The sequence below is a fragment of the Streptomonospora wellingtoniae genome (assembly GCF_031845375.1).
Classification (GTDB): Bacteria; Actinomycetota; Actinomycetes; order Streptosporangiales; family Streptosporangiaceae; genus Streptomonospora; species Streptomonospora wellingtoniae.
On the sequence record NZ_JAVREK010000036.1, the window covers coordinates 1 to 20,410 of the forward strand.

Below are 20,410 nucleotides of genomic sequence, written 5' to 3' on the forward strand. Positions count from 1 at the left end.
GGCGCGGGGCCACGCGCAGCCAGTGGCGTTCGTCGTCGCAGCGCAGTAGGACTTGGGCGATGGCGACGCAGACCAGTTCGGCGTCGGTGAGCAGCGGCGCTGGCCCGCGTTTGCGCGGTTGCCGGGCGAAGGCAGGACGTGGTCGTCCAGGTAGACATAGAGTGCGGTGAGAAGGGCGTCGAGGTCTTTGGTCACACTCTGATCCTGGGCGCCCTTCGTCATGTTCGCAGCCGGTTCGGGAAACCCCCATCAACGATCTAGCGGGTGGCGGTGTCGGGCAGCGGGACCCGGCCCAGGGCCTCGTCGTAGCGGCGCAGCACCACCTCGGCCACCTCGGGCGCGTCGCCCAGGGCGGGGGAGACGGCCACCGCGCCAGCGGCGAAGGACTGCTCGGCCACCCGGTCGGCGAAGTAGCCCGGCGCGAGCAGGTAGTCGGCCACCGCGACCCGCTCCGCGCCATCGGCGTAGAGGTTCGCCACGGCCTCGCCGGGCGTCGGAGAGGCCGCCGACGCGAACGCCGGCACGACCCGCTCCCACGGACCGCGGTCCTGCAGGTCGGCGGCGGCGCGAGCGATCACCGCGTTGGCGCCGGCGTGGCTGGAGCCCGCCGACGCCAGGACCAGCGACGTGCCCGCACGGCGCGCCCGCGGGGTCTGGGACAGGCGCCGCTCCACCGCTTCCAGCAGCAGCGGGTGCGGGCCCAGAGTCGCGCCGTAGTGCACGCCCAGCCACGGGCAGGACTGCCGCACCCGGTCCAGCACGGCGGGCAGGTCGACCCTGCTGTGGTAGGCGGCCGTCAGGAGCGCGGGCAGCACCACGGCCTCGCCCGCGCCCTCGGCGGCCAGCCCTGTCAGCGCGTCCTCGGCGCCCGGCGCCACGTGGTCCAGATAGGCCACGCGGACGTCCAGGCCGGGACGCACGGCGCGTACGCGCTCGAACAGCGCCTCGACCGCCCGCGCCGACCGCGCGTCGGCACTGCCGTGGGCCACCGCCACCAGCGGCACGCCCGGAGTCTTGGGGCCCTCGTCGCTCATCTCTATTCCGCTCACAGGTGGATGCCGCACTCGGTCTTGTTCAGTCCCGCCCAGCGCCCGCTGCGCGGGTCGTCCCCGTCGGCCACGCGCCGGGTGCAGGGGGCGCAGCCGATGGAGGGGTAGCCGTCGTACTGCAGGGGGTTGACCAGGACGCCGTTCTCCTCGATGTAGGAGTCGGCTTCCTCCCGGGTCCACCGGGCGATCGGGTTGATCTTGACCATCCGCTTGCGGCGGTCCCACTGGACCACCCTGGTGGAGCGGCGGGTGGTCGCCTCGTCGCGGCGCAGGCCGGTCAGCCATGCGTCATAGGGCTCCAGCGCGCGCTGCAGCGGCTCGACCTTGCGCAGGTGGCAGCAGATGTTGGGGTTGCGCCCGTGCAGCCGGGGGCCCAGGTCGCGGTCCTGCTCGGCCACGCTGCGCTGGGGCTGAACGTTGATCAGGTTGATGGGGTAGACGGCCGCCGCGGCGTCGCGCGTACCGATCGTCTCGGCGAAGTGGTAGCCGGTGTCGAGGAAGAGGACGTCGATTCCGGGCACGACCCGGGAGGCCAGGTCGACCATGAGGGCGTCGGCCATCGAGGAGGTCATGCACAGCCGGTCGCCGAAGGTCTCCGAAGCCCACTGGATGATCTCCTGGGCGCTTGCGTCTTCCAGCTCGGCCGCGGCCCTGTCCGCCAGGTCCTGGCCGTCCAATGTGACGTTCATGCGTTCCCATCCCTCGGTGTCCGGCCGTCGTCCGCGCCGCCGAAGGCGGCCGACCGCAGGCCGATGAACTTCACCCGGAACACCCGCGCGCACGACAGGCAGCCCCAGGCGTAGCCGGAACCTTGCTCGCCGTCGCCCTCGTGCGGCACCAAGTCCTCGTCCCCGCAGTAGGGGCAGTAGTGGGGGGCGGCGCGTTCGCTCATCGTCTCCTCACCCCTTCCGCCGGGTTGTCCGCCGGTTCGGGCCGCGCCCCGCTGCGCGGCCGGGGCCGGCGCCCGCCGGGCGCCGGCTGGCTCCGCTCACTTCAGATCGCCGTCCTCTGCGCGGGCGGCCCAGGCCGCGAACGACTCGCCGTCCTCGCGCTTGTCCAGGAAGCGCCGCAGTACCCGCTCGATGTAGTCGGGCAGCTCCGCCGACGTCGTCTTGAGGCCGCGCACCTTGCGCCCGAACGCGGCTGTGAGCCCCATGCCGCCGCCCAGATGCACTTGGAAGCCCTCGACCTGCTGCCCCTCGGAGTCGGTGACCAGCTGGCCTTTGAGCCCGATGTCGGCCACCTGGATGCGCGCGCACGAGTTGGGGCAGCCGTTGACGTTGATGGTGACCGGCTCGGGGAAGTCCGGCAGCCGCCGCTCCAGCTCGTCGATCAGCGAGGCGCCGCGGTCCTTGGTCTCGACGATGGCCAGCTTACAGAACTCGATTCCGGTGCAGGCCATGGTCTGGCGGCGGAAGACGCTGGGCCGCACCCGCAGGTCCTCGGCCTCCAGCGCGGCCGTGGCGGCCTCGACCCTGTCGTCGTCGACGTCGAGGACGACCAGCTTCTGGTCGGCGGTGGTGCGGATGCGGTCAGAACCGTGCTCCTCGGCGATGTCGGCGATGCGCGACAGCAGGGTGCCCGAGACGCGCCCCACGCGCGGCGCGAAGCCGATGTAGTTGCGGCCGTCGCGCTGGCGGTGCACGCCGATGTGGTCGCGCTGCAGCCCCTCGCGCATGTCCACCTCGGGGCCGTCGGGCAGCGCGTAGCCCAGGTACTCCTTCTCCAGCACCTCGCGGAACGTGGCGGCGCCCCAGTCCTTGATCAGGAACTTGATGCGCGCGCGGTGGCGAAGGCGCCGGTAGCCGTAGTCGCGGAATACGGAGGTGACTCCCGCCCACACCTCGGTGACCTGGTCCGGGCGCACGAAGGCGCCCAGCCGCTGGGCGAACATCGGGTTGGTCGACAGGCCGCCGCCCACGAACAGGTCGAAGCCCGGCGCGCCGTCGGGGCCGACGACGCCCTGGAACGACACGTCGTTGATCTCGTGGTTGGTGCAGAACGACGAGCAGCCCGAGACCGAGGTCTTGAACTTGCGCGGCAGGTTGGAGAACAGCCGGCTGCCGATGTACTCGTCGTAGATCCGGTCGATCTGCGGGGAGGCGTCGACGATCTCGTCGGCGTCGATGCCCGCAAGCGGACAGCCCAGGATCACGCGGGGGGTGTCGCCGCAGGCCTCCATGGTCGACAGGCCCACGGACTCCAGCTTCTCCCAGATCGCGGGGACGTCCTCGACCCGGATCCAGTGCAGCTGGACGTTCTGCCGGTCGGTGACGTCGGCGGTGTCGCGCGCGTAGGAGGTGGAGATCTCGCCGATGGCGCGCAGCTGCGCCACGCTCAGCCGGCCGCCGTCGATGCGCACCCGCAGCATGAAGTAGCGGTCGTCGAGCTCCTCGGGCTCCAGCACCGCGGTCTTGCCGCCGTCGATGCCCGGGGCGCGCTGCGTGTAGAGCCCCAGCCAGCGGAACCGGCCGCGCAGGTCGGCGGGGTCGATGGAGTCGAAACCGGCCTTGGAGTAGATGTCGATGATGCGCTGCTGGACGTTCAGCCCGTCATCGTTCTTCTTGTTCTCTTCGTTCTTGTTCAGCGGTTCGCGATAGCCGAGCGCCCATTGGCCCTCGCCGCGGCGCGGCCGGGAGCCGGTCGATGCGGACGTGGGAGGCATTGCGGGGTCCTCCGAGAGGTAGCGCGGGGCGCACTGGGCGCCGGCGCGCACCACGGCGGAACCTCGCTACCCGGCACGGCATCGTGGACTCGGGTTCGAGCGGCGGTTCGGCGTGGACCAACGTCGGCGCCGCTTGCGCCCCGGAGACGGGCGTAAGGAAAAGAAAGCGGCGGGGTCAGCCGACGTTGCGACAGATGGCACTGCGGACCCGCAGGAAGTCCACGTGCCGGCGCACGCAGAGCATCGGGTCCAGAGCAGCGATCATGTCCTCGACGATGCCATGCGGCGACCCCCGCTGTCCAGGTTCGCGCGGCCGCGGGGGCCGTGAAGCTTGTCACGCGGATTCCGGGTTGCCCTTCGGCGTCCGATGGGCTCCGCCGCGCCTCGGTCACGGAAGGCTATCGAATCGGCCGGTGTACGCGCCGTCACCGGTACGGGCGCCGCCCGGGCGCCTAGCTTGGGAGATGTGCGGGGCCTGTGGAGTCGGACGCTGCGCGGCGCGGGGGACCGCGTCGCCGCCTGGCGTGAGCGCCACCCGGTGCCGGGCGCGCTGCTCCTGCTCGCCGGCCGCACGGTGCGCGCGCTCTCGCGCGCCCGGGTGGTCGGGCTGGCCGCGGAGTCGGCGTTCTTCTCCCTGCTGTCGCTGCCCGCTCTGCTGCTGGGGCTCGTCGGCACACTCGGGCACCTGCGTCCGATGCTGGGCAACGGCACCGTGCTGGAGATCCGCGCCTGGATGCTCGACCTGGCCGCAACCGTGCTGACCTCCGACACCGTCGACTCCCTCGTCGCCCCGCTCGTCGACGAGTTCCTCCGCGGCGCCCAGGGCGGACTGCTGTCGGTGACCTTCCTGGTGTCGCTGTGGTCGGGCTCGCGTGCGATGAACGTCTTCATCGACGCCATCACGATCGCCTACGGCCTGGACGAGCTCCGCGGCTTCCTGCGCCAGCGCGTGCTGGCTCTGCTCGCCTACCTGGGCGGACTGCTGTTCGCGCTGGCGGTGCTGCCGGTACTGGTCGCCGGGCCCGACCTGGTGCACCGGCTGCTTCCGGCTACCGTCGGCTACCTGCACCTGCTGTACTGGCCGCTGGTGTGCGCGCTGTCGACGCTGGCGGTCGCGATGCTCTACGTGCTGAGCACCCCGGTGCGCACACCGCTGTGGCGCTACCTGCCGGGCGCCCTGATGGCGATGGCGGTCCTGCTGGCGGGTTCGGCGCTGCTGCGCGTCTACCTGGACGCCTCTTTCGGGCAGGTCACCATCTACGGCTCGCTGGCCGCCCCCATCGCCATCCTGGTGTGGCTGTGGCTGATGGCACTGGCCGTGCTCGTCGGCTCGGCGCTGAACGCCGAGACCGACGCCATGTGGCCGACCCCGCGTACCGCCGCCGCACGCGCGGAGATCGCCGGCCGCCGCCACGAGCGGGCCCGGCGCATGGTGCAGCGGCGCGAGGAGGCGCTGGAGGCCACCGGGCGGCCCGACGAGTCGGGCGAGACGTCGGCGGAGATCGCGGCGCGGATGCGGCGCCTGATGGGTTGGGGCACCGACCGCCTCAGCGAGGACACCGACCCGGGCGCCGGGCCCGGTCCGGTCCGCCGCCGGAGGTGGGGAGGCGGGCGCACGCGCGCCCCCGAGGAGGGCCCTCCGCCGGGCGGCCCTTCGCCGGAGCCCGGCAAAGCGGTCCCCGGCGACGCGGTTGCGGGGGAGGCCTCGGAGGAGGCGGAGCCCGCCGGGGCGCCTTGCGGCGAGGCTGCGCCGGCGGAGGCCGAGGATGCCGCGGAGGCCGAAGACACCGGGCGCCCCGGATCCGAGGAGCCCGAGGAGGGCGGGCGGTCTCCGGCGCCCTCCAGCGGTCCCGCTCCCTCGGCCGGCCCCGGCGGCGACGCGGGCAGCGCCGGTCCCCAATCCCGCCCCCGCGCCGAGGACCGGGAGGCGCCTGGGGCATCCTCGTAGGAACCGGCGCGTTCCTCCCCGAATCCCCCCATCCCGCGCCGGCCGGGTGGTCGCATGGCCCGCGCTCCGCGCAACGCTCCCCGGACCCGCCGGACGCCCCGCGTCGCCGCCGCGCTGCTCGCGGCGGCCGGGGCCCTGGCCGCCGGCTGCGACGCGCTGCCCGGAACCGGCCCTGCCGGCCCGACCGCCGCGCCCGCGCCCTCCGCGCCGCAGAACGCGCCCGGTGCCGGTCCGCCTGCCTCGGAGGAGATCGAGCAGGCGCTCTCCGACCTGTCGGAGGCCGAGGTGGGTGCCGAGGGGTCCGGCGCGGGCTACGAGCGCGAGGAGTTCGGCTCCTCCTGGATCGACACCGACGACAACGGCTGTCCCACCCGCCACGACATCCTGGCCCGCGACCTGCGCGCGGCCCGCGTCGCCGACGACTGCACGGTCACCCGCGGCGTCCTGGAGGACCCCTACACCGGCGAGCGGATCGACTTCAGCGCCGAGGACCCGATGGAGGTGCAGATCGACCACCTCGTCCCGCTGGCGCTGGCTTGGCGGACCGGTGCCGGCGAGTGGGACCGCGACACGCGGGTCGAGTTCGCCAACGACCGGGACAACCTGATCGCCGCCGACGGCCCGGCGAACCAGAGCAAGGGCGACTCGGGACCGGGGGAGTGGCAGCCCTATCCGCCGTTCCGCTGCGCCTACGCGGTCGCCTACGTGGACGTCGTCGACGCGTACGGCCTGCGCCTGCCCTCCGCCGACCGCGCAGCGCTGGAGGAGATGCTCGCGAACTGCTGAGCCGGACGCATCCACTCTCTCTGCGTAGTCGTTCCCTACCCCGTTGTGACGGGAAACGGGCGGCCGCGCGGGGCGGCCGGATGTGGCCAGAACGCCTGGTCGGCCCGCGTGGGCGGGAATAGCGCGCCCCGGTCGGCCGATAGTGTGCACGGCGGTGCTGCTTCGTTCGATCCCGGCGCAGGTGGCGGCACGGGCGCCGCCGGTCCGCCGCGAGGGGCGCGGGTGGCGGGCGTCGCCGCGCGGGGCGAACCGCGCCCGAAGGCGTCTGCGGGGCATCAGTATCATCGCCGTGACCCGTGACGACTCCTCGCAGCGGAACGGACCCGCAAGGGGTCCCGGTTCCGGCGGAGTCGCGCTCCGGCCCCCGAGCGTCCGGCACGACAGCATCCCCTCGTCAACGGAACAGGTTCAGCACGACATGACCGCAGCGCCTCGACCGCGACGTGCGCCGTACACGGTCCCCGCCCGCGCGCCCGCGAGCCGGGGGCGGCCGTGACCGACCCGGCGGCCCCCCACTCCAGCCCCGTCGTCCTGGTGGTCGCCGCCGACGAGCGCAGCGCCGAGGTCACCATCGACCGCTACACGCGCACCGTCTTCGGCGCCACCCCGAAGGAGACGCGCAACGCCGCCCTGGACCTGTCCGCCGAGTACGCCGCCCACCTGGGCAGGCCGGTGCTGGTCAACGCGCGCGACGGCAACGGCGCCTGGCAGCTGATCGTCAGCCCCACCGGCGTGGTCCGGGCCGCGGGCGGCACCGAGGCCGCCCTCCTCAGCGGGACCCGGCGCGCGAAGCCCAAGCGGGGCCGGCGCATCGCCCTCGCAGCGGTCGGGGCGGCGGCCGCTCTCGCGGTCCTCGCCGGGGGAGCGCTCGCCGTGGTCCGCTACGTGCCCGCCCTGGTCCCTGCGGCGGCACCGGCCGACGACCGGCCCGCGGCGACGATGGAGTCGCGCCAGGCGCCTCCGGGGTTCTCCCGCGACGCCGCCTGGCGGCGGCCGATGCACGCGGGCACGGAGCCCGACGTCGCCGAGGGCGGCAAGCGCGCCGCCTACATCGACCCCGGCGGCCGCCTGCGCGTGGTCGGCCGCGACGGCGAGCCCCGGTGGACCGCCGACCTCCCGCTATCTGCGGACGAGGTCGTCAGCGGGCCGCGCTTCGTGCGCGCCGGTTCCGCGGACGCCGTCGCCGTCGTGGGCGGCGGTGCGCTGTGGCTGTGGGAGTCCGGCGGGGGCACTCCCCAGGAGACGGCGCTGCCCGAGGACGCCGACGTCAGCTACGCCGGCGGCGCCCCGCTGGTCATCGCCGACGGGAAGGCCTCGATCCCGGTCGACGGCGAGCTCGCGCCCGTCGAGAAGCCGGAGGGCACGGGTGCGCTGCTCTCCGACGGCGAGCGGGTGCTGACCGCGGTCGTGCAGGGCCCCTGGACCTGGGTCGCCCCCGACGGGGCCGCGGAGAGCGTGCGGCCGCAGCCGCCTGAGGGGGCCGATTCGCTGCACGAGGTCTACAGCGCCGGCGGCGGCTACGTCGTCGCCTCCTGGACCCCGGCCGACGGCGGCGACGGGTCGGTGCTCGCCTTCCACGACTGGTCGGAGGGCTCGGTCGTGGCGGCCGCCGAGGCCCCCGAAGAAGGGCTGGCCGACTCCGTCCTCGTGCACGGGCCGAACGCCGCCGCCTTCGGGCCCGTCGTCGCCGATCCCCGTGCGGGCAGCGCCACCGCCCTGGAAGGCTTCGAAGCCGTTAGCGCCGCCGGCGGCACCGTCTTCGGTGAGGTGGGCGGGGTCGAAGTCGCGGCCACCGCCGCCGCCGAACCGACCGAACTCGAGGGCGACGTCGCCCGGCCCTGGGGGCTGCTCGGCGGCCGCGCGATCGTCGTCGCCGACGGCGACGTCTACGCCCTCGTGCCCGAATAACCCCCTCGAAGAAGAAAGGAGCGATATGTCCTGGAAACCACGCGCGATCGGCGTGACCGCCGCCGGCCTGCTGGCTGTCGGCTTCACCGGCGCGCCGGCGTTCGCCGACACCGCGGACCCCGCGGATGCGGCGGCCGAGCCCCAGGAGTCTGCCGAGCAGGCTCCCGAGGCGCAGCTGGAGTCCGCGCCCGAGACGGAGCAGCAGGCGGATCAGGTCGTCGAGCCGCAGCTCGGTCTCGGCGACGTGGTCGGATCGGCGGGCGATGCCGTCGGTGACACCGCCGACGACCTCTTGCCCGACCCGCCGACCGGCGAGGACCCCGGCCCCGGCGGCCCCGGTGAGACCCCCGGCGGTCCGGAGGACCCCGGTCCCGAAGACCCGGGTCCCGAGGACCCGGGACCCGAGGATCCGGGACCCGAGGATCCCGGTCCGGGCGATCCCGATCCGGAGGACCCGGGTCCCGAGGACCCGGGACCCGAGGATCCCGGTCCGGGCGATCCCGATCCGGAGGACCCCGGTCCCGAGGACCCGGGACCCGAGGACCCGAGTCCCGAAGATCCGGGTGACGGCGACGAGACGCCCGACCCGGGCGACCCCGGCGACGGCGACGAGACGCCCGACCCGGGCAACGGCGGCGAGACGCCGGGCCCCGGTGACGGCGACGACTCGGCCAACCCGCCCGCCGACGACTCCGGCTCCGGTGACGCCGGTGTCGACGCCGACACCGGTTCCGCGGCGAGCGCAGGGTCCGGCTCCGGCGGAGGCGACTCCGACGGCGGCGGTTACCTGCCCACCACGGGTGTCGACCTGACCGGGTTCGTGCTCGGGGGCGTCATCGCGACCGGCATCGGCGCGGTGACCCTCTACGCCACGCGCCGGCCGCAAGAGGCCAAGTAGCCTCGTGCGGCTCGGCCGTTCCCGTCCCCGGCCGTCCGGCCGGGGACGGGAACGGTCCACTGCTCAGCGGCACCGTCCCGGCGGCCCCGTGCCTCAGCGGCAGGCGGCAGCACGGTGCGCAGGTGCGGTGGTCGCGCGGCGGCCGGCCCGCCCGGCTTCAGGCGTCCGCGCCGCGCGCGGGGCGCAGGCCCGACGCCAATACCGCGGCGAGCAGGCCGGCCACCGGGATCAGCCACAGGCCCGCCGTCAGCGAGGCGGCATCGGCGATCACGCCGATCAGCGGTGGAATGCCGAGGAAGCCCATCCGGGCCAGCCAGGCCGCCAGAGCCACCCCGTGGCCGCCGCCGAGCCCCGGGATCTCTCCGGCCGCCGCCAGTGCCAGCGGGAACAGTGTGGCGACCCCCAGGCCCATCAGCCCGAACCCGGCTACGGCGCCCACCGGCTCGGAGGTCAGCAGCGCCAGGGACATCCCCGCGGCCGACAGCAGGCCGCCAGTGCGTGCGACGGCCACCGCGCCGAACCGGTCGGTGAGGCGGTCCCCGGTCAGCCGGCCCAGCGTCATCATCCCCTGGCAGGCGACGAACGGCAGCCCGACCAGGAAGAGCGGGGCCGCGAGCTCGTCGCGCATGAAGACCGCCCCCCAGGACGCCGCGGAGTCCTCGACCGCCCCCGCCATCATCAGCAGCACGCTCACCACGAGCAGCAGACCGATCGAGCGCCCGGGCACGCGCAGCCGCCGGCGCACCCGTGCGGCGGTGCCGGCGGGGGCATCGGCACCGGCGGCGGGTTCGGTCGGCTCGTCGACCTCGGGGCCGGGCAGGAGCAGCCGGGCGATCGCGAGCACGCCCGCGATCAGGACCGCGGTGACCACGGCGATGTGGCCCGCGATGGGCACCCCCCAGCCCGCCATCGAGGTGCCGACCGTCCCGCCCGCGACGGCCGCCACGCTCCACAGGCCGTGGAAGGAGTTGATGATCGTGCGGCCGTAGCGCCGCTGCACCCGCAGGCCGTGCGCGTTCATGGCCGAGTCCATCCACGCGTCCGTCCAGCCCAGGCAGAACATCCCCAGGGCGAAGACCCACCACGCCGGCGCCGTCGCCACCAGCGGCAGCACGCAGGCCAGCGCAAGGCCCGAGCCCACGGCCACGCGGCCGCTGCCGAAGCGGGCGATCAGCGGGCCGGCGAGTATCCCGGTGACCAGGGCGCCCAGCGGCATCGCGCCGATGCCGACGCCCAACTGGGTGTTGGACAGCTCCAAGTGGGACTTGATGACCGGCAGCCACGGCACGATGTTGGCGTACGCGAAGCCGTTGGCCAGAAAGAGGACCACCACTGCGAGCCGTCCTCGGCGCGCCTCTCCGTCCGCTCTGCGTACCGCGTTGCCGACGGCCACTGAACCTCCCCCATGATCGGACGAATCGGCGCTGAAGCGCCCCCGGAAGCGTAGACGACCGCCCCTGCTCCGCGCGAAAGGGTTGTGCCCGAGCCGCATCGGCCTTTACATATGATCTCCTGGCCGAATCAGACCGACGACTCGCGGCGGCCCCCACACGTCCCCGCTGCTTCCCCCGCTTCCCCCACTCGAACGACGACCCCGGGAGGCCGCCTCGATGATCGACCTGAGCGCGCTGCGCGAGAAGCCCACACTGGCAGGCGAGCGCGTCAGCCTGGTGCCGCTCGCGGTCGAGCACGCGGACGACTTCTTCGAGTCCACCCGCGATGAGGAGGTTCGCAGGCTGACCGGCACCCACCGGCGCCCGGACTACGACGAGATCCGCGACTGGTGCGCCACCCGCGCCGACCAGTTCGACCGATTGGACATGGCCATCGTCGAGGACCCCGGCGGCCGCTTCGTGGGGGAGTTGGCGCTGAGGGACCTCGACGCCGACAACGAGAGCGCGGGCTACCGCATCGCGCTCTCGGCGATCGAGTTCACCGGCCAAGGGCTGGGCAAGGAGGCGACCCGCCTGGTCCTGGACTACGCCTTCAACCGGGTGCACCTGCACCGGGTCTGGCTGAGCGTCTACGCCTTCAACATGCGCGCCATCGCCGTCTACCGCTCGTGCGGGTTCAGCGTCGAGGGGCGGCTGCGCAACGCGCTGCTGTGGGACGAACGCCGGCACGACGCTCTGATCATGGGCGTCCTGGAAAGCGACTTCCGCCGCGCGCGGGACTGAGCCCGCGGCCCCGAGTGCCCCCTTTCCCGCTGCGCGGCGAGAATTGCGCGCCCGCGAGGTTGGCGCGCGGATGCGGGCGGGTATGCCCGTAGCACTTTCCGCCGTACCCGGTGCGATACCGGGTAAGAAGCGGCTTTTCCGCCACACGGCGGCGATGGGAGCGAAGCGCCGGAGTGCCTATGAATCCGCTGCCCGTTTCACTGCCTTTCACCGATCGGTCGGAGGCCGGGCGGCGCCTCGCCGAGCGGGTGCGCCCGCACGTGTCCGAGGCCCCGGTGGTGCTGGCTCTGCCACGCGGCGGTGTCCCGGTCGGCGCCGAGCTCGCCCGGCTGCTGCGCATCCCGCTGGACGTCGTCGTCGTGCGCAAGATCGGCGTTCCGGGCCACCCCGAGCTGGGCGTAGGCGCCGTCGCCGAGGGCGGGCACGCCTGCTACGACGACACGGCGCTGGCCAGGCTGCGGCTGACCCGCGAGGACCTCGCCCACACCGTGGCCGCGGAGCGGGCGGAGCTGGAGCGGCGGCTGGAGCTCTACCGGTGCGGGCGCCCCGCGCCGCAGCTGCGCGGCCGCGATGTGGTCGTCGTCGACGACGGCGTCGCCACCGGCGGTACGGCGCGCGCGGCGCTGCGCACGGTCCGCCGCAGGAGCCCCGCGCGGCTGCTGCTGGCCGTCCCGGTCGCCGCGCAGGCCGCCCTCGACGCGCTGGCCGACGAGGCGGACCGCGTCGTCGCCCTGACCGTCCCCGACAACTTCCGCGCGGTGGGTGAGTGGTACCGCGACTTCGGACAGCTCACCGACGAGGAGGTCACCGCGCTGATCAGCGATCCGCGGGACACCGCGGCGACGCCCTCCCGCGCCGTGCGCATCCGCGCCGGCGAGGTCCACCTCGACGCCGAACTGGCCACCGTCGCCGGCATGCGCGCCACCGTCGTGGTCGCCGTGGAGCACGGCCGCGAGGACCCGGTGCAGCGCGCGGTCGCCGCCGGACTGGGCCGGGCGGGCTATGCCACCCTGCTGCTGAATCTGCTCACGCCCGACGAGGCCCGCCGCCAAGAGGCGGCCGGAGAGGCGCTGTCGGAGGTGTCGGCAACCGAGGCCGCCGACAGGCTCGCCGCCGCGGTCGGCTGGCTCCGGCGCTCGACCGAGGCCGCCCAAGGGCGCGTCGGCGTGCTGGGTTCGGGCCGCGGCGCGCCCGCGGCGCTGCGGGCGGCCGCCGACCATCCCGCCGACATCGCGGCGGTGGTGCTCAACGGCGGCCGACCGGACGCGGCGGGCGAGGCGCTGGCCCGGGTGCGCGCACCGGTGCTGGCACTGGTGCAGGGCTCCGACTCGTTCGTCCGTGAACTGGCCGAATGGGCACTGAGGCGCACCAGCGGGCCGGGCGAGGTCCGTGCGGTCGCCGGTGCCGAAGGGCTGCTCTCCGGCGCGGCAGCCTGGCGCGGCGTCGGCGCCGCGGCCGCCGACTGGTTCGAGCACCACCTGTGAAGGGCGAGAGCGCGACCGCGCCGCGCGGCGGTGCGCGCGCCGGGGACACCGGGTCCCGGATACAGGGACGTGAAAACCCGCGGCGCCCTCGACGGAATCGTCGGGGCGCCGCGGGTAAGCGTGGCCGGGGGCCGCTTCAGAGAACTGTTGTCTCGGGACGTCGTCCGCCGCCGGTCCAGCCCGGGAAGGGCGGAGGGATCGGATCAGGCGGCGTTGGCACGACGCATTCGGCGCCGGCGCTCGGACGCGCGCTCGTCTTCGTTCAGGCCGCCCCACGTACCGTACTTCTCGGGTCGCGAGATCGCGTAGTCGAGGCACTCGGTACGGACAGGGCACTGAGCACAGATCTCCTTGGCCTTGCGCTCGCGGATCTCCCGCTCCGGCTGGCGCTCGCCGTCGGGGCCGAAGAAGAGCACAAGGTCCTCGCCCCGGCACGCGGCGGCATCCTGCCACCCCCAGTGCGGGCGGGGGCGCAGCGTGGCCTGCCGGCGTACCTGAGACATGGTTGAACCACCTCTACTGAAATCACTAGTAAGCTGTTGGGAAGACAGGGTTAGAAACAAGCAGTCATACGTCATACAGCGTGAGCAACCCCGCACGGCGTGAACGCCATGCGTTGCCTCGGTGTTCCCGGGTGTGGTGCAGACCACGGCGCCAGACCGCCGAAACCGGCAGGGCGCTCACACGAAACGGCCGGGGAGGCGATGACGCCCTCCCTGCGAGCCGGTACGTAATCATGCCATCCCCACTCCCGCTCGCGCACGGGGGGTGGGAAAATTACTCGCCCAACCGTTACCGAATCCGATCTCGACTGACCAATGTTTGGTCTTATGTCCGATTTCGGCGACGATTCGCGAGCGTCCGGATGTCCGACTCCGATCAATCCGGATACTGATCATCGTATTGATCGGAGGCGCGCCTGCCTAGGGTCGGGGCGTGATGAGCCGATCACATTGCGGTCGCGGCCGCGCGTACGCGTCCGCTGCCGCCCGCCGACACGGGCCTGCGGCGGGGCGGAATTCCCCCGGCGCGGGTCAGACCGCGTCGGCGGTTCCCGGCTGCACGCGCCGGAAGTCGACCTGCGGGACCAAGCGCTCGAGGTTCTTGGCGTAGACGCCGGCGCCGTCCTCGTTGAGCAGGCCGTCGTGCACGGCCAGTGCCTTGGCGGGGCGCACCTCGCGCAGGTAGTCGATCACCTCGGACACCTTCGACCAGGGCGCCTGCACGGGAAGCAGCAGCGTGTCGACCGGATCCTCGGGGACGGTCAGCGCATCGCCGGGGTGGAACAGCGCGCGCTCGGGGTCGGCCACCCGGAACCCGATGTTGGCGACCACGGGGATGTCGGGGTGGATGACCGCGTGGCGCTCACCGTAGACGTGGACGTCGAAGCCGGCCGCGGTCACGGTCTCGCCGTGGGCCACCGTGTGCACGCGGGCGCCGGCGTCGCGCAGTTCGCCGAGCTGCTCGGCGATCCGCGCGTGGGTGTAGACCTCCAGACCGGGCTTTGCCGCGGCGGCGGCCCGCAGCCGGTCGAGATCGAAGTGATCGGGGTGCTCGTGCGTGATCGCGACGGCGTCGGCGCCGACCGCTGCGTCGGCTTCGCTGAAGCCGCCCGGGTCGATGACCAGAGCGGCGCCGGCGCGCTCCAGGCGCACGCAGCTGTGTCCCAGCTTGGTGATACGCACGTCGCCGATCCTAACGCGCCCTGGCGCCCTCTCCCCAAATCCGCAGCGCCGCCGCGGTGGCCGAGAGCCTGCGTACGGCGCTGCCGGGCAGGGGACGCGCCGCGCCCCGTCCCCTAGGGGACTCTTCGGGGCGGCACGGCGGAACACGCCGCGCACAACCACCGTCGTATGCGGGTAGAAGGCCACCCGGCCCCGCGAACCGCGGCCGCCCGCCCGGCGGCCGCGGCCGATCTGAAAGGGATGCGAAACCAGTGGCACTGCTCCGCCTGATCCTCAACGTCGTCTGGCTCTTCGTGGCCGGCCTGTGGCTGGCCCTGGGCTACGTCCTGGCAGGCGTCGTCTGCTGCCTGCTCGTCATCACGTTCCCGTTCGGCGTCGCGTCGTTCCGGATGGCCAACTACGCGCTGTGGCCCTTCGGCCGGGAGCTCTCCCGCAAACCGGGCGCCGGCGGGGGCAGCACCCTGCTCAACGTCGTCTGGCTGATCGTCGCCGGCTGGTGGCTGGCCCTGGGCCACATCGCCGCAGCGGTCGGGCTGGCCGTGACCGTCGTCGGCATTCCGATGGCGTGGGCGTCGCTCAAGATGATCCCCGTGGCGCTGGCTCCGTTCGGCAACGAGATCGTCGACAGCGATCACCCGCGGGAGCCGTGGCAGCTGTGACCTCCGGGATCGGCCGGTGCCGGAAAGGCGGCGCCGCGAGGCCGGGATCCGAGGCCCGTGATGCGGTAACTTCGGCTGATCGGGCGCGAGGCGGGCCGCCACCTGCGCGGTCTGGAATCGGAAGTAGGGGGAAGACGTGCGTTTGACACGGCCGTGGGAGTGGTCGCTGCTGAAGCGGAGGCGCGCGCCGCGCGCCGCGCCCTCCGAGCCGCCTGCCGCCGCGGCGCCCGAGCCCGCTGCCGACCCCCATCCGCCGGAGCCGGACAACATGCTGGTGCGGATGGGCAACGTCGCCTGGCGGCTGCTGCTCATCGGGGTCGTCGCGGTCCTCATCGTCTACGGGCTGGTCTACATCAGGATCGTCACCATCCCGGTGATTCTGGCGGTGTTCGTCACCGCGCTGCTCATGCCGCCGACCAACTGGATGCGGCGCAAGGGCATGGGCCGCGGCTCCTCCACGGCCGTCGCGTGCGTGGGCGCCCTGGTCTTGCTGGCGGGCGTGATCACGCTGATCGTGCAGCCCGCGATCTCCGGCTTCGCCGGCCTCGTCGACAGCGTCGACCAGGCCATCAACGACCTGCCGAGGTACCTGCAGACGTTCGGGCTCAACCCCGACCTCGCGGCCACCACGATCGAGGCGGCCGAGCGCGAACTCCGATCCCGCATGCAGGAGGACTGGTCGCAGTGGGTCAGCCAGGCCTGGGTGGCCGGCACCACCGTCCTGGAGATCCTGCTGGGCGTCATCCTCATCGTCGTGCTGACCGTCTACTTCGTGCACTCCGGCGACCTGCTGATGGAGTGGGTGCGCTCGCTGTTCCCGCGCCAGTCGCGCGCCTCCATCAAGGCGGCCTCGGAGATCGCCTACGGGGTGATGGGGCGCTACGTGCGCGGCGTGGCGCTGGTCGGGCTCATCGACGCTGTGGGCATCGGGCTCTTCCTCGTCTTCCTGATCGACCCGGCGCTGGCCATCCCGCTCATCGTGCTGACCTTCGTCGGCGCGTTCCTGCCGGTCATCGGTGCCTTCCTGACCGGGCTGCTGGCGGCGCTGGTGGCCCTGGTGACCGAGGGCTGGATCATCGCGATCCTGGTCGTCGCGGTCGTAGTGGTCGTTCAGCAGCTTGAGAGCCACGTCTTCGCGCCGCGCGTCTACGGCAAGGCGCTGGAGCTGCCCTCGGCCGTGGTCCTGCTGGTGATCACCATCGGCGGGATCCTCGGTGCGATCGCCGGAATGTTCCTGGCCACCCCGGTGGTGGCCGTGCTGGCGGCCCTGCTGCGCAACCGCCCGCTGGTGGAGGCGGCGCGGAGCGGCCACTACGCCGGGGCCGGAGGCAGGCCCAGCGAGGTCGCGTCCTCAGAGGCCTCGGCAGAGCACGGCGGCGGCCGGCGCGCCCCGGCCGAACGCGAGGGGACCGTGTCGGGCCGAACGGCGGACGCCGGCGCCGACGGGTCCGCCGCCGACCCCGATCACGGACCCGAGCCGGGCGAGGGCGAATCGGCCCAGCCGTAGACCGGGCCGCCCGCGACCGCAGGGGGGCGGGCGCGGGCGGCCCGGCGCGGCGAACCCGGGAATGGCGCCGCTCAAGCGCGCGCTGCCCTCCGGGCACTAGTGTGGTCGCGTGCGTGCGATCCCGTGTTTGCTCCCGTGATGCGTGCGCGGCCCAGCCCGCGCCGCGCGCCGCCCGCACCGCCACCGCCCGCATCTCCTGTCCCCAGAAGGTTTGTCCTGCCATGCTGATCGCCTCTGACCTCGAACTGCGTGTGGGTTCCCGGCTGCTGCTGGAGCCCACCTCGTTGCGCGTCGCCGCGGGCGACCGCTGCGGCTTGGTGGGGCGCAACGGCGCGGGCAAGACCACGCTGACCAAGGTGCTCGCCGGTGAGGACGCCCCCTCCGCCGGCGGCGTCACCGCCAGCGGATCGGTGGGCTACCTGCCGCAGGATCCGCGCGCAACCGACCCCGACGAGCTCGCGCGCGACCGCATCCTCTCCGCCCGCGGCATCGACGACGCGCTGCGCCGGATGCGCCGGGCCGAGGAGCGGATGGGCAGCGACGACCCCAAGGACCGCGAGCGCGCGGGACGCGCCTACGCCCGGGCCGAGGAACACCTGCACGTGATGGGCGGCTACGCCGCGGAGTCCGAGGCGGCCTCGATCGCCAGCAGCCTCAAGCTGGACGATCGCGTCCTCGGCCAGCCGCTGGGCACGCTCTCCGGCGGCCAGCGGCGCCGAATCGAGCTGGCCCGGATCCTGTTCAGCGGCGCCGACACGCTGCTGCTGGACGAGCCCACCAACCACCTCGACGGCGACTCCATCATCTGGCTGCGCGACTTCCTCAAGGGCCACCAGGGCGGACTGGTGGTCATCAGCCACGACGTCGAACTGGTCGAGGACGTGGTGAACAAGGTCTTCTACCTCGACGCCAACCGGTGCGTCATCGACGTCTACAACATGGGCTGGCGCGCTTACCAGGTCCAGCGCGAGGCCGACGAGCGCCGCCGCAAGCGGGAGATCGCCAACGCCGAGAAGCAGGCGGGCGCGCTGGAGAAGCAGGCCGACCGCTTCCGGGCCAAGGCCACCAAGGCGCGCGCCGCCCACCAGATGGAGAACCGCGCCGAACGCATTCGCAGCTCCGTCCAGGGTGAACGCAAGGCCGACCGGGTGGCCAAGCTGCGCTTCCCCGCCCCGGCCCCCTGCGGACGCACCCCGCTGGCCGCAGAAGGGCTGTCCAAGTCCTACGGGTCGCTGGAGATCTTCTCCGGCGTGGACCTGGCCGTGGACCGAGGCAGCCGGGTGGTCGTGCTCGGCCTCAACGGCGCTGGCAAGACCACGCTGCTGCGGCTGCTGGCCGAGGTCGAGAAGGCCGACACCGGCGAAGTGGTGCCGGGGCACGGCCTGCGCTTGGGCTACTACGCCCAGGAGCACGAGACCCTCGACACCTCCCGCTCGGTGCTGGAGAACATGGTGGCGGCGGCCCCCGATCTGCCCGAGGTCGAGGCGCGCCGGACGCTGGGCTCGTTCCTGTTCACCGGCGACGACGTCGACAAGCCCGCAGGTGTGCTCTCCGGCGGCGAGAAGACCCGGCTCGCTCTGGCGACCCTGGTGGTCTCCAGCGCCAACGTGCTGCTGCTGGACGAGCCCACCAACAACCTCGACCCCGCCAGCCGCGAGGAGATCCTCGGCGCGCTGCGCACCTACAAGGGTGCCATCGTACTGGTCACCCACGACGAGGGGGCGGTCGAGGCCCTCGCCCCCGAGCGGGTCATCCTGCTTCCCGACGGTGCCGAGGACATGTGGAACGCGGAGTTCGCCGACCTGATCACCCTGGCCTGACGGACTGCTGGGTAGACGGGCGATCACCGGCCCCTCGGGGCTCAACCCCCGTTGATCTTGTAGCTATCGTGAAGGAAAACGATTTCCATTTGCGATAACTACAAGATCAACGGTGATATCCCGACTTCAGGCGCGTGGCCGCCGGGTGCCCGACGGTCTCCGAGGCGGCGCACCGGCCCCCGCGCGCAGCGGAGGACGCGAACTCCGGCCCCGGGTTGTCGCGGCCGGAGATGTGGCCTCGTTTTGGTTCTGGCCGAAACCCGCCCGCTGCCTCCGGGCCGTTCCGTCGCGGCGGCTACGGGTAGCCACGTGCTTCCGCATGGCTGATCATGGGCATTCATTGTCGCGTTGATCACCCATGAGCACGGGAGGACGCTGTGGCCGAGACCCTGAAGAAGGGCACCCGCGTGACGGGCGCGGAACGCTCGGAACTGGCGAGTGAACTGAAGAGACGCTACGACGAAGGCGAGAGCATCCGCTCGCTGGCGGCCGCCACCGGCCGTTCCTACGGGTTCGTCCACCGGCTGCTGACCGAGGCCGGAGTCACCCTCCGCGGTCGCGGAGGCGCCACCCGCCGGGGCTGACCCGGCGCCGGTTCCGTCCCCGCGCCCCTTCGGCGGATGGAACCCCGCTCCTCTGGCCTGCCGGAACCCTCCGGCGCGGCCCGCCCAACCTCCGCGCGGCGCCCCGGCACCGCACGACGCGCTCCCGCCACCATGAAGCGGGCCTGCCCCGGTCCCGGGGGAGCGCACGGGAATGCCCCCGGCATCGGCCGGGCGCCCGCGGAGGACGCGGCCCGCCAAAGGGCCGCCCCCGTACCGCCGGCCGAACCCCGGCGCTCTAGGGTGGGCCGACGGTAGAAGGAGGCGCCCGAAGCCGCCGCGCGGCACGGGCGAGGGACGGTGCGGAGGTGCGCATGGCAGGGCCGGGCGGGGTCGCCGAGGGCGACCTGGAGGCGGCGGGGCTGCGACTGTCGGTGACCGGCGAGGTCGCCACGGTCTCGCTGGCGCGCCCCGAGCGTCGCAACGCGATGACAGGGCGTACCTGGGAGGCGCTGGCCCATGTCGGCCAGACGCTGTCCGACTCTGTCCGTATTGTTGTTATTAAGGGTGAAGGCCCCTCCTTCTCCTCCGGCATCGACCTGAACATGTTCCGCCCCGGCGGGGTCGAGGGCGAGACCTCCCTTGTGGACCGCATCGCCGACGGGAGCGCCGACGATGCCGAGCTCGACACGGTCATCGCGGGCTACCAGGAGGGCTTCCGCTGGTTGCGCCGGCCCGACATCGTCACGGTGGCCGCCGTCCGCGGCCATGCCATCGGGGCCGGGTTCCAGCTCGCCCTCTCCTGTGACCTGCGGGTCCTCGCCGACGACGCGCAGCTGTGCATGAAGGAGCCGGCGCTGGGCCTGGTGCCCGACCTCACCGGCACCAAGCCCCTGGTCGACCTGGTCGGCGCCAACCGCGCCATGGAGCTGTGCCTGACCGCCCGCACCGTCTCCGCCGCCGAGGCGCGAGAGCTGCGCCTGGCCGAGCTCGTCGTCGAGGGGGCCCAGCTGGACGCCGCCGTCGACGACCTCGCCGCCGCCCTGCTGGCCGTGCCGCGCGAGGCGGCGACCGCTACCAAGGAGCTGCTGCGCGGCGCGCCCGGACGCACGCTGGAGGAGCAGGCGGTCGCGGAACGGCGCGCGCAGGCCGGCCGCCTCACGGCGATGGCGGCCCAAGCCGCCCGCGGCTGACTTTCCGCGCCGCGCCCGCGCCCGCTTCCGGGGCGCGGCGCGCCCGACTGAGGGGCGGATCACCGCGGCCCGCGACCGTATCGTGCACG

18 protein-coding genes and 1 pseudogene are annotated in these 20,410 nt (G+C 73.4%); 11 read left to right on the plus strand and 8 right to left on the minus strand.

Annotation, left to right across the window (positions count from 1 at the left end):
- The 5 genes and pseudogenes from RM446_RS23500 to RM446_RS23520 form a co-directional block, all read right to left on the minus strand.
- A pseudogene (locus RM446_RS23500) lies at positions 1-195 on the minus strand (IS982 family transposase); the annotation flags it as partial.
- 62 nt (positions 196-257) lie between these two features.
- Entirely contained in the window at positions 258-1,034 is a 777-nt protein-coding gene (locus RM446_RS23505; RefSeq protein WP_311547617.1) for a sirohydrochlorin chelatase, read from the minus strand.
- 11 nt (positions 1,035-1,045) lie between these two features.
- Entirely contained in the window at positions 1,046-1,738 is a 693-nt protein-coding gene (locus tag RM446_RS23510; RefSeq protein WP_311547618.1) for a phosphoadenylyl-sulfate reductase, read from the minus strand.
- Positions 1,735-1,941, minus strand: coding sequence for a hypothetical protein (locus RM446_RS23515; RefSeq protein ID WP_311547619.1), 207 nt, complete (start codon positions 1,939-1,941; stop codon positions 1,735-1,737). Before RM446_RS23515 ends, RM446_RS23510 begins: the two co-directional genes overlap by 4 nt.
- 96 nt (positions 1,942-2,037) lie before the next feature.
- The gene (locus RM446_RS23520) at positions 2,038-3,714 is read right to left on the minus strand and encodes a nitrite/sulfite reductase (protein WP_311547620.1); all 1,677 of its coding nucleotides are present in this window, start codon (positions 3,712-3,714) and stop codon (positions 2,038-2,040) included.
- 466 nt (positions 3,715-4,180) lie between these two features.
- Between RM446_RS23520 and RM446_RS24870 the strand changes: the two genes are divergently transcribed.
- The 4 genes from RM446_RS24870 (at position 4,181) to RM446_RS23540 (ending at position 9,254) form a co-directional block, all read left to right on the plus strand.
- Positions 4,181-5,662 (plus strand): YihY/virulence factor BrkB family protein, encoded by a 1,482-nt coding sequence (locus tag RM446_RS24870; protein ID WP_398695782.1) that lies wholly within the window; start codon positions 4,181-4,183, stop codon positions 5,660-5,662.
- A 54-nt stretch (positions 5,663-5,716) separates the two neighbouring features.
- Positions 5,717-6,448, plus strand: coding sequence for an HNH endonuclease family protein (locus RM446_RS23530; RefSeq protein ID WP_311547621.1), 732 nt, complete (start codon positions 5,717-5,719; stop codon positions 6,446-6,448).
- 492 nt (positions 6,449-6,940) lie between these two features.
- On the plus strand, positions 6,941-8,356 hold the full coding sequence (locus RM446_RS23535; protein WP_311547622.1) for a hypothetical protein: 1,416 nt from the start codon (positions 6,941-6,943) through the stop codon (positions 8,354-8,356).
- A 25-nt stretch (positions 8,357-8,381) separates the two neighbouring features.
- Positions 8,382-9,254, plus strand: coding sequence for a hypothetical protein (locus tag RM446_RS23540; protein WP_311547623.1), 873 nt, complete (start codon positions 8,382-8,384; stop codon positions 9,252-9,254).
- Positions 9,255-9,411: 157 nt separating this feature from the next.
- On the opposite strand, the gene RM446_RS23545 is transcribed toward RM446_RS23540, so the two are convergent.
- Positions 9,412-10,647 carry an MFS transporter gene (locus RM446_RS23545; protein ID WP_311547624.1) on the minus strand — a complete coding sequence of 412 codons (1,236 nt, stop codon included), beginning with the start codon at positions 10,645-10,647 and terminating at the stop codon, positions 9,412-9,414.
- Positions 10,648-10,864: 217 nt separating this feature from the next.
- Here RM446_RS23545 and RM446_RS23550 point away from each other — a divergent pair, with 217 nt between their 5' ends.
- Both RM446_RS23550 and RM446_RS23555 read left to right on the plus strand, forming a co-directional pair.
- Entirely contained in the window at positions 10,865-11,431 is a 567-nt protein-coding gene (locus tag RM446_RS23550) for a GNAT family N-acetyltransferase (protein WP_311547625.1), read from the plus strand.
- Positions 11,432-11,610: 179 nt separating this feature from the next.
- Entirely contained in the window at positions 11,611-12,915 is a 1,305-nt protein-coding gene (locus RM446_RS23555; protein ID WP_311547626.1) for a phosphoribosyltransferase family protein, read from the plus strand.
- Between the two features lie 203 nt (positions 12,916-13,118).
- Here the strand turns inward: RM446_RS23555 and RM446_RS23560 are convergent, their stop codons facing one another.
- Complete coding sequence (locus RM446_RS23560) at positions 13,119-13,418, minus strand: WhiB family transcriptional regulator (protein WP_255430170.1); 300 nt, start codon at positions 13,416-13,418, stop codon at positions 13,119-13,121.
- 531 nt (positions 13,419-13,949) lie between these two features.
- Positions 13,950-14,600, minus strand: a complete 651-nt coding sequence (locus RM446_RS23565) for an MBL fold metallo-hydrolase (protein ID WP_311547628.1) — start codon at positions 14,598-14,600, stop codon at positions 13,950-13,952.
- Between the two features lie 251 nt (positions 14,601-14,851).
- Here RM446_RS23565 and RM446_RS23570 point away from each other — a divergent pair, with 251 nt between their 5' ends.
- The 5 genes from RM446_RS23570 to RM446_RS23590 all read left to right on the plus strand — a co-directional run bounded on the left by RM446_RS23570 (position 14,852) and on the right by RM446_RS23590 (position 20,321).
- Positions 14,852-15,259, plus strand: a complete 408-nt coding sequence (locus tag RM446_RS23570) for a YccF domain-containing protein (RefSeq protein WP_311547629.1) — start codon at positions 14,852-14,854, stop codon at positions 15,257-15,259.
- A gap of 136 nt (positions 15,260-15,395) precedes the next feature.
- Positions 15,396-16,766, plus strand: a complete 1,371-nt coding sequence (locus RM446_RS23575) for an AI-2E family transporter (RefSeq protein ID WP_311547630.1) — start codon at positions 15,396-15,398, stop codon at positions 16,764-16,766.
- Between the two features lie 221 nt (positions 16,767-16,987).
- Positions 16,988-18,586: an ABC-F family ATP-binding cassette domain-containing protein gene (locus RM446_RS23580; protein WP_311547631.1), complete on the plus strand. Its 1,599-nt coding sequence runs from the start codon at positions 16,988-16,990 to the stop codon at positions 18,584-18,586.
- A 377-nt stretch (positions 18,587-18,963) separates the two neighbouring features.
- On the plus strand, positions 18,964-19,170 hold the full coding sequence (locus tag RM446_RS23585; RefSeq protein WP_311547632.1) for a helix-turn-helix domain-containing protein: 207 nt from the start codon (positions 18,964-18,966) through the stop codon (positions 19,168-19,170).
- A 332-nt stretch (positions 19,171-19,502) separates the two neighbouring features.
- Complete coding sequence (locus tag RM446_RS23590) at positions 19,503-20,321, plus strand: enoyl-CoA hydratase/isomerase family protein (protein WP_311547633.1); 819 nt, start codon at positions 19,503-19,505, stop codon at positions 20,319-20,321.
- The last annotated feature ends 89 nt before the right edge of the window (positions 20,322-20,410 follow it).